This is a genomic window from Nostoc sp. JL23, assembly GCF_017115065.1.
In the GTDB taxonomy this organism is placed as follows: domain Bacteria; phylum Cyanobacteriota; class Cyanobacteriia; order Cyanobacteriales; family Nostocaceae; genus Nostoc; species Nostoc punctiforme_A.
Genome location: NZ_JABXKN010000143.1, coordinates 124,976 through 138,366 on the forward strand (window position 1 = coordinate 124,976; position 13,391 = coordinate 138,366).

The following is a 13,391-nucleotide window of genomic DNA, read 5'->3' on the forward strand; positions in this document are numbered from 1 at the left end:
CGCTAACTCAACAATCAGCATTCCTGAACAAACTTGTCCGAAATCTTCAGTCCTTGGGGATTTCCAGAAATTAAATTATTCAATTTTGGGAGCGAAGATGATCGTTAGATTCTTCCTCCCCTGCTTCCCCTGCTCACCAAAGCGTACCCCATTGGGGAAGCAAGCTACGCGTAGCGTCCCGCAGGGATGGGATTATTTTTTTAGTTGGAAAGTCCCTTGGCTTTACCCTTGTGCAACAAAGTAAGGCTCAGAGTGCCAAGAAATGCTAATAAGCTGAAAGTAGAAGTAGATTCAGGAACAGACTTGGAATTCTCAATTTTGATAACTTGTCCAAGTCCAGAGCGATCGCCTCGGTTTGTCACGTAAATAGCATTATCAGCACCAATAGTCAAAGCAGTCGGAGACTCTAATCCATTGCCACTAAGAATAGTTGTGCGAGTCCCATCGCTTGCTATTTTAATTACAGAACCATCTAGATTGCCTTTCCAGAGTGACTGATTAGCGTACTGCAAAGCATATAAATTACCCTGGGCATCAAAATCTAAGCCAGTAAGTTGCGTAAATCCATCGGTATAAATTGTTGGTTGACCATCAGCACCAACTCGATAGATTTTTGCTTCACCTTCTGGAAAAGGAAAACCAGTTAATTGGCTAATATAATAAGCGCCATCTGGGCCTTTGGCGATATTTGTAGGTACTGCTTGGATTTCAAATGGCGATGACGATGCGCCAGAGGGAAAAATTGGATTAGTTAATGTCTGTCGGGGAATTGTGGCGATCGCCTTTAAATTGCTGCCATCAGTACCTACGCTGAGTAACTCATTAGCACCAGTATCAACTGCAACAATCTTATTTCCATCTAAAAGAAGAGAGAAGGGATTGCTAATTAGATCGCCTCCATCGGGATTATTTGCAAGTTCATAATTAGCTAAATCAGCCACACTAGTCCACGAATTTGTATTGAAATTAGCAGTGATGATTTTTCCTAAGTCAGTGTTACCTAGTGTGGCGCGAAATGTGGGATTTGAACCATACCCAATTGCAATATAAGGCTTGCCAGTAGCATCAAATTTGATATCTTGAGGCCCAGAAGTATCAGTACCATCTGGTAATGCTAAAGAAGGAAGTCCTGTAAGTATACGTTCTTGCTTACCATTTCTAATTTTTGTCACTGCACCAGTTGTGCCATAACATAAAGATTGGTTTGCAACGCTCGGTGAAGGAACACAAGCTCCACTGCCGCCTGTTCCTGCTTCGGTGACATAGAGACTCCCGTCATTACCAAAAGTTAAACCTCTTGGATTATTAAGACCATCGGCAATTACCGAAAATGATGCCGCCTCTGCTGCTTTCATTCCCGAAAAAGCAGCAATAGAAACACTCAAAAATGTAATTCCAAATTGTTTTAGTTTCATTAGACCTGTCCTAAAATTAAATTTGTGTAAAGCATAGAAGAGAAAATTTTATCTTGATAAATATTAATATTTACCGTGTATATTTTTTACGGATTTTACAGCTTATTTAAAAGAGGGAAACAGATTCAAACCCAGAAACCCAGATGAAATCTGAATTTCTTAATTTCGAGTTGTATCATACCATTTCCAAAAATCTTTGCAACATCATGAATCGGCTGTAGGGGCGTACAGATGTACGGCTATAGCAACAAAATCAAATAGATTGCTGTATATTTTCCAACAATTTTTATATAAGTGTGATATCAGAACTGTTGAACTATACAGATATTGCGCAACTACAAGACGATCGCAGTTTGCATCAATACATAAAGTTGCAGAGCAGAAATTGCTGTGCGATCGCATAATTAGACATACCTTGTTTCGGAGCAACCAGAAATGCTTTCCTTCCCCACAACTCTGACTCCTTTGCCCGAAATCATTGATGGCTTGCCGAATATTTCTGGTTGGGAAACAGAGGTTCTCTCTGTGGTTAACCAAGATCAACCAGTATTTTTACCAACAACGAATATCCGCTTAGAAGACGTAAATGCTGTATTTGCGATCGCTTTGCACATGCACCAGCCAACTATACCTGCTGGAAATGGCGGTACACTCATCAGCAATCTGCAATATATGTTTGAACATCCCCATGAAGGGGATAACCACAATGCAGATCCCTTTGCCCATTGTTACAGCCGCATGGGTGACTTGATCCCCGAACTTGTAAGTCAAGGTTGCAATCCGCGTGTGATGTTGGATTACTCAGGTAATCTTCTGTGGGGACTGCGGCAAATGGGACGCGGTGATGTTCTCGATAATCTTAAACGGATCACTTGCGATCGCACCTACCAACCTTATGTAGAATGGCTGGGTACAATGTGGGGTCATGCAGTTATTCCTTCCACACCCATAGCAGATATTAAATTACATATCGTTGCATGGCAACATCACTTTGCGGCAATTTTTGGCTGGGAAGCACTAGCGCGAGTTAAAGGATTTTCGCCGCCAGAAATGCACCTACCAAATCACCCTGATGCTCTCTTTGAATTTGTAAAAGCGCTGAAAGAATGTGGATATCGCTGGCTACTTGTTCAAGAACATTCTGTAGAAACTCTTACTGGCCAATCTCTCACTTATAAACATTTACCACATCGTCTAATTGCCCGTAATTCTCAAGGCGAAACAATTAGCATCACAGCTTTAATTAAAACCCAAGGTTCGGATACTAAATTAGTTGCTCAGATGCAGCCTTATTATGAAGCGAAAACATTATCAAAACAACAAATTGGCGGTGTATTTGTACCACCAATAGTTAGCCAAATTGGTGATGGTGAAAATGGCGGCGTGATGATGAATGAATTTCCTAGCGCTTTTAAACAAGCTTGGGGGGATATGGTAAATAATGGGGGAGGAAAATCAGCTGTAGTTGGGATGTGTGGTACAGAATATTTAGAATTAATCGAAGCAGCGGGATGTAACCCAGAAGATTATCCAACTTGTCAGCCAGTAGGACAACATCAAATTTGGGAGCGAGTTTCACCAGATAATATTCAACCGCAAGCTGTAGAGAATGCCATTCAAGAATTAAAGCAAACAAACTCTAATTTTCATCTGGATGGAGCCTCGTGGACAAATCATATCAGTTGGGTAAAAGGATATGAAAATGTGTTATCTCCCATGTATCAATTAAGCAGCTTATTTCATCAAAAGATTGATCCATTACTGCAAACTGACTCAGCAGAACCGATTACTAGACAATCTCAATATCGTAACGTTCTTCTACATAACCTTTTGCTGCAAACCAGTTGTTTTCGTTATTGGGGACAAGGTGCTTGGACTGATCACGCGCGGGAAATTTACCAACGTGGCGAAAATTTATTGCAGATGAATTGAACTGAGGATTGGGGAAGGTGGGGCCGTAATGGGGATTGGGGAGATAAAAAGTCAGGTGAATTGAGATTTAGTTCAAGGAAGTGGGAAATCTAAGTGTAGGTTGCTGGGTGCTGAGATCCAAATTGGATTAGCTATCTGGTATTAAAGATTACAATGAGGTAGTTGTGTTTCGAGTTGTTGTTGGCCATAGCGACGATCCTGATTCTCAAAATGCGATCACTGAAGTTATTCAAGAATGTAGCCGTTCTCTTGCCGATTCCCTTCCTCAAGCTGGAATTTTATTCACTGCTATAGATTTTGACCATGCGTTAATTTTGCAACGCATCCAAGACGCTTTTCCCGGAATTGAGTTGATTGGTGGAACTACAAATGGAGAAATCTCTTCAATTCTGGAGTTTCAGCAAGATTCTCTGACCTTAATGCTCTTTGCTAGCGATGAAGTGGAAATTCACTCAGGTATTGGCCGAGGAGCATCCAAAAATCCAGCCCTTGCAGCCCAAGAAGCGATCGCCCAAGCTAAGGCAAAGAGTGCATCTGTACCACAATTGTGCCTTACCTTCCCGGATAGTCTAACCAGCAATGGGGTTTTAATTTTAGAAGCTTTAAAACAAAGCCTGGGAGAACATATTCCCATCATTGGGGGAATGACTGCCGATGACTATACCTTTGACAAAACCTACCAATTCTTCCAGGGTGAAGTATTGAGTGATTCAGTTCCAGTGCTGCTATTCTCTGGAAAACTACTATTTTCTCACGGAGTTGCCTGTGGTTGGACTCCCATTAGTCAACGTAGCCGTGTAACGAAAGTGGATGGCAACGTCGTCTATGAAATTGATGGACACCGTGCCTTAGATTTCTATCGGCATTATCTTGGTGAAGAAAGATTTGCATCCAACTATGCCATCTATGCTCTAGCAGTTTTTGAGGATCAAAATCATTTTTATTTGCGCGCACCCAATGGCTATGATCAACACTCTGGTAGCGTGAAATTTTTCTTAGATGTTCCTGAACAGGCAGTTGTACAAATCACCGATACAACTCGTGACAATATTCTGTCCGCTTCGGAGACATCTTTGAAAAATGCTCTTGTTGATTATCCAGGTGTGGAGCCAACAGCGGCATTACTTATTTCCTGTGCAGCCCGTCGGCGAATTCTGGGAACTTTGACAAGACTTGAATATCAGCTTGTCAAAACTCATTTACCAAAGGCATTACCTTGTTGTGGTTTCTATGCTTATGGTGAAATTGCTCCTTTAGTGCGTAGAGGTCAAACCCAAATTCATAATAAAACGTTTGTAACACTGTTAGTAGGGACAAAATGAGTAGTGTATGGATAACCAAGACAATTCCATACAAATCCAAGAGTTGGAAAAGACAAACCGTATCTTGCGAAAAAAGCTGGAACGCTGTCAAAATGAACGCTACCAGTTAGAAACTGACATTGCAACAAAAGAATTTTTACTTAAGAAAGTCATTTGTGAGTTAGAAGAATCTCAAACAAACTTGCAGCAAAGAGGCCAAGAGTTAGAAAATACGTTAGATAGTTTGCATCAAATGCAAGCTCAAATGATTCAAAGCGAAAAGATGTCTGCCCTTGGTCAAATGGTGGCTGGGATTGCTCATGAAATTAACAATCCCGTTAGCTTTATTTACGGAAATCTCAGCTATATCAGCCAATACACCCATGATTTATTGCGACTTGTCCAGCTTTATCACCGTTATATCCCCAACCCACCTGCTGAAATTCAAACCGAACGCAAAACCATCGATTTAGAGTTTTTGGAAAAAGACGCGATTATGGTATTGCACTCAATGAATATCGGGACGGAGCGGATTCGAGAGATTGTGCTGTCACTGCGTAACTTCTCGCGCCTGGATGAAAGTGAGTTCAAAGCCGTAGATATTCATGAAGGCATCGACAATACTTTGATGATTTTGCAGCACCGCCTGAAAGCCACTGATAAAAGCCCAGGGGTTCAAATTATCAGAGAATACGGCAATTTATCTCATGTAGAATGCTACGCCGGTCAGCTAAACCAAGTGTTTATGAATATTCTAGTAAATGCTCTCGATGCCCTTGAAGAACTCAATGCTCAACGAACTTATCAGGAAATCCGCGATCATCCCAGTTGTATTATCATTCGTACCTCTGTCGTTGATTTGCAATGGGTAAAAATTGCGATCGCAGACAATGGCTCTGGGATTCCTGAATCTATTCAAAAACAGATTTTCAACCCCTTCTTCACAACCAAACCTGTTGGAAAAGGGACAGGAATGGGCATGGCTATCAGCTATCAAATCATCACCGAAAAGCATGGCGGCAAGTTAGATTTTTTTTCGACACCTGGAAAAGGAACGGAGTTTGTGATTCAAATTCCTATCCAGCAGGAAATTTGCCCAGTAATCTAACACAACTTTGATTCGTAATGAGCTACGCCCCGCTGCGCTAACGTAATTCGTAATTCGTAATTTAGAATCAATCAAACTAAAGGCAATAAAATTTCAAATTTTGTACCTATATCAATCTGTGAATGAAAATTCAATTTACCGCCATGTCTCACAGTGATAATTCGATAACTTACGGCTAAACTAGTATTTTTACCATTCTTTTTTTCCAGAGAGAAAGACTCCATAATTTGCTGCTGTAATTCTTTAGACATTCCAGAGCCATTGTCAGCAATGCGAATTAAAACCCAGCGAGAATCTGGTGCATCTGGGTTGCTTGCTTCTTGTGATATAACTTCTGTGGTAATCTCAATTCGGGGTTTTTGAATAATCTTTGTCTCTTCTAAATTTAACTGTTGTCGCACTGCTTCATTGAGTAAAGTATCCACAACTTCACTTAAAATATTCATCAAAACCTGGTTTAATTGCCCCATAAAGCAATACACGGGCGGTAATTGTCCGTAGTATTTGACGATTTCAATTTCTCCTTGAATCCTGCTATTTATTAACAGAATAATACTATCTATACAGGCATGTAAATCTACTGGTTTAGGATAGAGTTCATCGATATGACAAAAGTTTTGTAGACTGGTGACGAGTTTCTTTAATCTTTCTGCTCCGGTGCGGATACTCGCAAGCGATCGCGACAAATCTTGTTCTAAAAAATCAAATTCAATTTCTTCTTTGATCTGATTAATTGCCTGAGAAACTGATGGTAATTCTTGATCGTAAGCTGCTATCAGTTTGAGTAAATCTTGGCTATAGGTTGAAACATAAGTTATGTTACCCCAAATAAAACCTACTGGGTCTAAAATTTCGTGCGCTACACCGTCAACCAAACGCCCCAGATTTGCCATTTTATCATTTTGAATCAATTGGGCTTGGCTACGTTCATACCGCACTAGATTGTCGATTCCTCTAATTTGCCAAGAAATAATATTCAATTCTTGGACATCTAATAATCTATAAGCACCAGATTCGGTTTGTATTACAATTGGTTCTGCTAATAATTCTGGCGATCGCTTTAAGCTAAGTTGCATTGTTGTTAAAATCGATGTTGTATCAGTAACAAGCAACATCGATGTCCGCGCATAGCTGTAGAGAACGGCTAATGGTTGCTGAACAAATAACTCTTGTCCATAGGGGCGAATCAAAAATTCCAGCAGTCGCCGCCGAGAAATCATTCCAATGAATTGTCCCTGTTCTACCAAAATTACTCCTGGTAGCAGGGGATATTTTTCCAAAAAACTAGCCACTTCCATACCAGTGTGGTTGATTTCCACCGAGAAGTTATACATTGGTAGTTCTTGGAGGGTGGACTCTAAACCAAGATCGCGATCGCTACCCTCAGACAAAAATGGCGGTGAGATTTGGCAACTGAATTCTTCTGGCACTAGACACCCTGATTTTTTCAAATACAGGTAAAGAATAAGTTAATATTCTACATTCTGCCACTCTCAAAATCCGATTTTAGTTTAGGTATCTAATAAAACTAGTACAACACGGCGGAAATAAACCAATCATTCCAAATCAACGAAACCCTTATGCTGTATTCATTTTTAATCTTTAATTTTTAATTCCGCCTTGCGGTACTAGTGGTCTTTCAAGCTGAAAATCTTTCTCAGGCGACTGGAAGTAATTGGCGTGCAATTGATAATCTGGGTGGAAAATATTGAGAAAGCGATCGCAAGCTAAACTAAAAATAATCTTTGGAACGTCAAAGAGCCGATCGCCTAGCTGCCCAATTGCGTAGACACGAAGTAGCTTGTCGTTAGACATCGCTCGGTATTGAACCATAAACCTGATATCCTACTTACAAATTACAAATTACGTTAGCGCAGCGGGGCGTAGCCCATTACGAATTAAAAAAGGGCTGGTGTAAAAGAGTCATCTGTGGCTTAATTTGTTTAGACACAAATTTTACTGCTACCAGGGTAATCACGATGACAAATAGACCTCCTTCCGAACAGGAGTCATCTCAAAAAACTGCCCTTGGCTTTGATGAATTTATAGCCATTCTGGTTGCCTTCACCACTATCGGAGCGATTCTTTTTTGGTCATTGTCCCGCAGAGATTCTGGTTGGAACTTAAACGGGTTGCTGTTGCCTTCTTCCACTCCGTCTCCTAGTGTTCAACCAAATCAAGTATTGCTCCCTCCTACTGCCAAAGTAGAACCTTATGCAGTCCCCCACAATGTTTTGCCATATTCTCCACCTGAAGTTGTTGTTGAACCCACGACACGTTCATTCCCAACTAACAGTGCAACTCCTTTCCGCCGAGTATTACCATCTGTTCTGGTAGTTCCGACTCAATCCCCAAAAGCACAAACACCTGTATCCCCTCCAACAGAACTTGAGTCATCAATTAAATCATCAGCGCTGCCTTTAGTAACTCCGGCAAGACCAAAATCAATCATTCCGCCGCCAATTGCATTTAACGATGTGCCCAATAACTTTTGGAGTCGGCGTTTTATAGACGTTCTTTCTGCCCGTGGGATTCTCAAAGGGTTTCCTGATTATTCTTTTAGACCAAATCAGCCTGTAAATCGCGCTGAATTTGCTGCCATACTAGAAAAAGCTTTTGACCAAGAACCGTCTAAGACTGCGATCGCATTTCAAGATGTACCAACAAAATTCTGGGCGACTCCAGCAATTGATCAAGCCATCAGTGCGGGATTTCTCAAAGGCTACCCGAAAAAAACCTTCAAACCACAACAAAATATTTCACGAGTACAAGTTTTAGTTGCCCTTGTCAGTGGGTTGAATTTGAAAGCACCCACTTCCCCAAATCAGATTATCAGTATCTATAAAGATGCTAAAGATATTCCGCCTTATGCTATCGGCAAAATCGCCGCTGCTACAACCAATGGTCTAGTAGTTAACTATCCAAATCCCCAAGTCCTCGATCCTAACAAAGTAGCTAGTCGGGCAGAAGTGGCGGCGATGATTCATCAAGCTTTAGTCAAACGGGGCAAACTGTCGGCAATTACATCTCCTAATATAGTGCGATCATCCCCCAAAATATCTCCAGAACTTCCACAGGCTGCAAAACCGAACCCAAAAGTTAAATTGCCCACCAGAGGTTCGTCTCAACAATAATTACTAATTCGTAATGGGCTACGCCCCGCTGCGCTAACGTAATTCGTAATGAAGCTCCTGCGGACGCTCGCGTACTCGCTAACGCTGCCCTAAAGTAATTCGTAATTCGATGAAGATTGATAAGGAGCGAATTTTATACTAAGTGTTACTAAACTTCGTAAGGAATTTTGAGAGAAGTAGGAACGCCGGAAGTCGGCGTTCCTACTTCAGTGATTTGGAATTAGAGCGTACTTCTACACAGAGCAAGCTACGCGTAGCGTCTCATAAAGAAGCGATAATTAGATATTAAGCTTCTGGAATTTGTTTACCGACAACTTGTGATTTAAGAGTGGTGATTTCACTAGTTAACTCTTTCCTGGTTGAGGCTTTGAGTAAATAGCGGTAAACAAACCAGGCAGAGTAACCAATACCGATCAACTCAAAAGTAGGTGCTACTAAGGGAATATCATTCAAAGCATCCAATATTGCCAAGAGTACTTTAACAGCAACAATTGATCCTACAATTAAACCAACTGTTACCAGGGGTTGCTTATATTGATTAAAGAAGCTTCCCAGATATTCTGGTAATGTTGCTAAAAAGGTAGAAATTTGCTCCCCGTATTTTACCCATTCGTCTTGAGGCTGTGCCGGAGGCTGGAGTTTGGTGATGGTTCCCGTTTGGTTGTTGATCTCTGCCACTGTAGTCTCTTTAGATGCGGTTTCGGTAAATTCTTGTTCTGGCATTTTCACTCCTATTAATTTGACAGTTGAGTTTTCTAATCTGGATAATTACAACCAAAAGGTTGCTGATTAGTTAATGTACTTGTGTATCAGTACAATTTGGTGAAAGGCACAAAAAGATTTTAGTGTCCTATAACCATAGTTGCCCCGTACTATCTACTGCATCAACTACAAGGTAGACAGTCAGGAGGAGGATAGAACTCAGAATGCAACAGGATGTATTATAATCAACTTCCTGAGTTCTATTTTTGGAATTAACTGGATTCCCCAGGTTGTGATTATCCCATTCCGTGTCATTTGCTCATAATCGTACTAAATCTAAGTACAAATCATGCAATAAATCCACTCCACTTCTCATTTATATAAGCCTAGAAGCCGATTTTATCCGATATTAAAGCTATCTTAAGCCGCGTTCGTCAATTAACGCATTCGTATTGATATTAATACGTAATAAAAATTTTTGTGTGTTCATACAGACTAGACTTTTAACCTACTTTATGATATGTGTGCCTGGGATGAGGTGGGCAAGGGGAAAAGCAGATGAATCAATTCAAAATTCAAAATTCAAAATTAAATTCAGCCACCCACAAGGGGTGGGGTTTCTACCTACCTTGGGAAACAAGGATTCTTTCTCTACGAGACGCACTCGCGTTCGCGCCACAAGAGGTGAGGTTTTAAACCTTCACTTTTTTCATAAACAAAACTTAGCACTGGCTCAACCCTAGCGATCCGCTAACAGCAATCTTTTGCCCAAACCCTAATCCCCAAGAAGTATCAAGCCTTTTGTTTTTTTCCTGATTGTATTAATTTTATAAAGAAGCAGTAAGGTAGAGTAGTGGCGTAGGCGATCGCAAGAACTCATTGCTTGCTATCAACTGCATATTGTGGAAAGTAGCGTGCTAAGGGGAAGACGCTCTCAGGCGGGTCTTTAGTGCATGAAACTATATCATTGCTCGTAAAAAAAGTGAACTCTATTAAATTTAGTAATTATACTTAGCAAACTAGTTGTAAAATTTACTTATATAATCTAAGGTAATGCTAATTATCTAGCAAGCAATGATTTGCTCTTGCGATAAAAGAAGATAATGTAGATGTTAATGACTAATTAAGGTATTTTGACAATTTAAACTAATTTGATTATTTTTGCGGGAAGGCAAGGAGGTTTGAGAAATGCCAACTCAAAAGCCAACCCCTATCTACAGCAGTTCAGAAAGCAAAAAAGTGTCAGCCGAAGAGCCATCGACAGACGAACTCCCAACTATAGAATTTCCTTCAAGAGGGAAACTCAAAGCTAGTTCTTGGCGTATCCATCAAAAAATTGGCTATGGATACTTTGTAGCTATCGGAATTGGCTTTTTTGGCTCACTGACTGGGTTAGTGATTGCTAATTACTACCGGGGAAGGGAAGTTAGACAATTCAATCAAGCTTATGAACAAGGACAACTACTGAGTAATTATAAAGATGCGGTAGTAGGGGCGCAATTACATAGTTCTAACCTAGTTGCTGTATTAGAAAATTCACAACAACTGCAAAGCAAAAAAGCTGATTTTCTGAAGAATGTTGAAAAAGCCAAGCAACTAGAGTCAAAAATTGGCGGATTTATCGATAGTAAACCTAAAAGACTAGCAGCAACAAGTTCGACTTTACAGACTTTATTGCTGGATTATAAGACTAATTTAAAAGCCTACGTTGACCAAATCGAGATCGTATTACAGAAAATTGACTCCCCAAAAGTGCAGCCTCAGAAGATTTCTTCGGCCCGATCGCAGTTATTAATAATAATGCGTGGTGAAACAGCCATGCAGCTAGAACAGCTTTCTCAAAGCTTGACTAACATCTTGCAAACTGCTGAAGATCAAGAGCAAGAAAGGCAAAAAGCCGTTGAGCAGGCGAAAATAGTTGAGCGCTTCATCGTGATCGTGAGTATGCTGGTTTCGGTAGCGATCGCAGCCATTGTAGCTTGGCGTACCAGTCGAGCGATCGCTGAACCAGTGATCACTGTAACCCAAGTAGCTGAACAAGTTGCAAGGAAACATAATTTCGACTTGCGAGCGCCCGTCACCACTGAAGATGAAATTGGCTTACTTGCCAAATCTCTAAATCATCTGATTGAGCGAGTATCTCAGCGAACAAAAGAACTACAACAAGCTAAAGAATTAGCCGAAGCCGCTAGCAAAGCAAAAAGCGTATTTTTGGCCAATGTCAGCCACGAATTACGCACACCATTAAATGCTGTCATCGGCTTAAGCCAACTACTAGAAGACGACGCTACCGATCTTGGTTTATCGGCAGATTTTATTACAGATTTAGAAACAATTAACGCTGCTGGTAAGCATCTACTGCACTTGATTAATGAAATCCTCGACTTGTCAAAAATTGAAGCGGGGAAAATGACCCTGTATCCTGAGACATTCGAGATTTCAACGCTGATTCATAACGTTGTTCTCACAGTCAAGCCAGCTATCGAAAAAAATGCCAATGTTTTAGAAGTGGATTTTGATGAGCAACTTGGCACCATGTACGCCGATCAAACTAGGATGCGGCAGGTATTGTTAAACTTACTCAGCAACGCCAGTAAATTTACTACAAACGGCAAGGTGACGCTGACAGTCAACAGAGAAAAGGATGAATTCCGATCGGATGCTCCTTTAGGTATGATTACTTTTACCGTTACCGACACAGGTATCGGTATGTCTAACCGTCAACAGCAGCAGTTATTTCAACCTTTTACACAAGGTGATACTTCAACTACGAAAAAGTATGGCGGTACGGGACTGGGGTTAGCAATCAGCCGCCACTTTTGCCAGATGATGGGTGGTGAAATTATTGTCAAAAGTCAGCCAGGAATTGGTTCTACTTTCACTATTCGTCTGCCAATGACTGCGCTGGATTGAATGGGGCATTGGGCATTGGGCATTGGGCATTGGGCATTGGGCAAAACACTTCCGAGTGCTGTTAGCAGTAGCGGGGCGTTTAGCCCGTGAGGAGTGCTGAGTCAAGAGTTAGGAGTTACGAATTCTCCTCCTGCCTCCCCTGCCTCCCCTGCCTCCCCTGCCTCCCAAACTAAGTAATAATATTTACCCTTCCAGTATCCAAGTCGTAACGACCCCCCACGATTTTTAATTTGCCAGACTGCACCTGCTCACTTAAAAGCTGCGATCGCTTCAAGCGTTCAATTTGATATTGCACATTTGCCACCACAGCATTTTCAACCGCATCACCGGGCTGATCTTTGACCTTTTTCAGGGCTGGCTTAATTGCCTTCACAAAAGTACTAATATCACCGGGTAACGATTCATTTTGGACTGCTGCGGTTACAGCCCCACAACGTTCATGCCCCATCACCATCAGCAGTGGAGAACCTAATAAAACAACGGCATACTCAATACTGCCGATCGCTTCATGTGTGGCAATATTTCCGGCAATCCGCACATCAAAAATGTCCCCAATGCCTTGATCGAAAACAATTTCTGCGGGGACTCGTGAATCCGCACAACTAAGGATGGTTGCAAATGGATGTTGAGCTTGAGCAACTTCGTGCAGCCGCAGCTCAGATTGATCGGGGTATTGAGGATGATGATCGACAAATCGCTGATTTCCCTCGATCAGCTTTTGTAAGGCTGCATCGGGAGTGAGGGATTCAGCAGAAGTTGAGGGGATTTCGGCAGCTTTCGCCTGTTCAACCCGCCAGAGTAAATCGCTGGCAGATAGCATCATCCCAAATGCCCCGGTCATTCCCAACTTCAAAAAGTCACGACGTTCCATGAAATGTTTCATTGA

10 protein-coding genes are annotated in these 13,391 nt (G+C 41.4%); 5 read left to right on the top strand and 5 right to left on the bottom strand.

Going from position 1 to position 13,391, the window contains the following annotated elements; translation table 11 throughout:
- Window positions 1-200: 200 nt before the first annotated feature.
- Window positions 201-1,415 (bottom strand): ScyD/ScyE family protein, encoded by a 1,215-nt coding sequence (locus HWQ42_RS30710; protein WP_292818686.1) that lies wholly within the window; start codon window positions 1,413-1,415, stop codon window positions 201-203.
- Between the two features lie 435 nt (window positions 1,416-1,850).
- Here HWQ42_RS30710 and HWQ42_RS30715 point away from each other — a divergent pair, with 435 nt between their 5' ends.
- The 3 genes from HWQ42_RS30715 (at window position 1,851) to HWQ42_RS30725 (ending at window position 5,756) form a co-directional block, all read left to right on the top strand.
- The gene (locus HWQ42_RS30715; protein ID WP_292818689.1) at window positions 1,851-3,347 is read left to right on the top strand and encodes a glycosyl hydrolase family 57; all 1,497 of its coding nucleotides are present in this window, start codon (window positions 1,851-1,853) and stop codon (window positions 3,345-3,347) included.
- A gap of 164 nt (window positions 3,348-3,511) precedes the next feature.
- Window positions 3,512-4,669: an FIST N-terminal domain-containing protein gene (locus HWQ42_RS30720; RefSeq protein ID WP_292818692.1), complete on the top strand. Its 1,158-nt coding sequence runs from the start codon at window positions 3,512-3,514 to the stop codon at window positions 4,667-4,669.
- Window positions 4,670-4,676: 7 nt separating this feature from the next.
- The gene (locus tag HWQ42_RS30725; RefSeq protein WP_292818695.1) at window positions 4,677-5,756 is read left to right on the top strand and encodes an ATP-binding protein; all 1,080 of its coding nucleotides are present in this window, start codon (window positions 4,677-4,679) and stop codon (window positions 5,754-5,756) included.
- A gap of 71 nt (window positions 5,757-5,827) precedes the next feature.
- Here the strand turns inward: HWQ42_RS30725 and HWQ42_RS30730 are convergent, their stop codons facing one another.
- Window positions 5,828-7,186, bottom strand: coding sequence for an ATP-binding protein (locus tag HWQ42_RS30730; protein WP_292818698.1), 1,359 nt, complete (start codon window positions 7,184-7,186; stop codon window positions 5,828-5,830).
- 172 nt (window positions 7,187-7,358) lie between these two features.
- Entirely contained in the window at window positions 7,359-7,589 is a 231-nt protein-coding gene (locus HWQ42_RS30735; RefSeq protein WP_292818701.1) for a hypothetical protein, read from the bottom strand.
- 146 nt (window positions 7,590-7,735) lie between these two features.
- On the opposite strand from HWQ42_RS30735, the gene HWQ42_RS30740 reads away from it, so the two are divergent.
- Window positions 7,736-8,890 carry an S-layer homology domain-containing protein gene (locus HWQ42_RS30740; protein ID WP_292818704.1) on the top strand — a complete coding sequence of 385 codons (1,155 nt, stop codon included), beginning with the start codon at window positions 7,736-7,738 and terminating at the stop codon, window positions 8,888-8,890.
- A gap of 285 nt (window positions 8,891-9,175) precedes the next feature.
- On the opposite strand, the gene HWQ42_RS30745 is transcribed toward HWQ42_RS30740, so the two are convergent.
- Complete coding sequence (locus HWQ42_RS30745; protein WP_292737855.1) at window positions 9,176-9,613, bottom strand: CAAD domain-containing protein; 438 nt, start codon at window positions 9,611-9,613, stop codon at window positions 9,176-9,178.
- Window positions 9,614-10,780: 1,167 nt separating this feature from the next.
- Here HWQ42_RS30745 and HWQ42_RS30750 point away from each other — a divergent pair.
- Window positions 10,781-12,505 carry an ATP-binding protein gene (locus tag HWQ42_RS30750; RefSeq protein WP_292818707.1) on the top strand — a complete coding sequence of 575 codons (1,725 nt, stop codon included), beginning with the start codon at window positions 10,781-10,783 and terminating at the stop codon, window positions 12,503-12,505.
- Between the two features lie 169 nt (window positions 12,506-12,674).
- Here HWQ42_RS30750 and HWQ42_RS30755 read toward each other — a convergent pair whose 3' ends face one another.
- Window positions 12,675-13,376: a carbonic anhydrase gene (locus HWQ42_RS30755; protein WP_292737897.1), complete on the bottom strand. Its 702-nt coding sequence runs from the start codon at window positions 13,374-13,376 to the stop codon at window positions 12,675-12,677.
- Between the last annotated feature and the right edge of the window lie 15 nt (window positions 13,377-13,391).

What these genes read in the sequence shown, in the direction of transcription:
- HWQ42_RS30710 (WP_292818686.1), bottom strand. Translation starts at nt 1,415, where the DNA reads ATGAAACTAAAACAATTTGGAATTACATTTTTGAGTGTTTCTATTGCT.
- HWQ42_RS30715 (WP_292818689.1), top strand. Translation starts at nt 1,851, where the DNA reads ATGCTTTCCTTCCCCACAACTCTGACTCCTTTGCCCGAAATCATTGAT.
- HWQ42_RS30725 (WP_292818695.1), top strand. Translation starts at nt 4,677, where the DNA reads ATGGATAACCAAGACAATTCCATACAAATCCAAGAGTTGGAAAAGACA.
- HWQ42_RS30735 (WP_292818701.1), bottom strand. Translation starts at nt 7,589, where the DNA reads ATGGTTCAATACCGAGCGATGTCTAACGACAAGCTACTTCGTGTCTAC.
- HWQ42_RS30740 (WP_292818704.1), top strand. Translation starts at nt 7,736, where the DNA reads ATGACAAATAGACCTCCTTCCGAACAGGAGTCATCTCAAAAAACTGCC.
- HWQ42_RS30745 (WP_292737855.1), bottom strand. Translation starts at nt 9,613, where the DNA reads ATGCCAGAACAAGAATTTACCGAAACCGCATCTAAAGAGACTACAGTG.
- HWQ42_RS30750 (WP_292818707.1), top strand. Translation starts at nt 10,781, where the DNA reads ATGCCAACTCAAAAGCCAACCCCTATCTACAGCAGTTCAGAAAGCAAA.
- HWQ42_RS30755 (WP_292737897.1), bottom strand. Translation starts at nt 13,376, where the DNA reads ATGGAACGTCGTGACTTTTTGAAGTTGGGAATGACCGGGGCATTTGGG.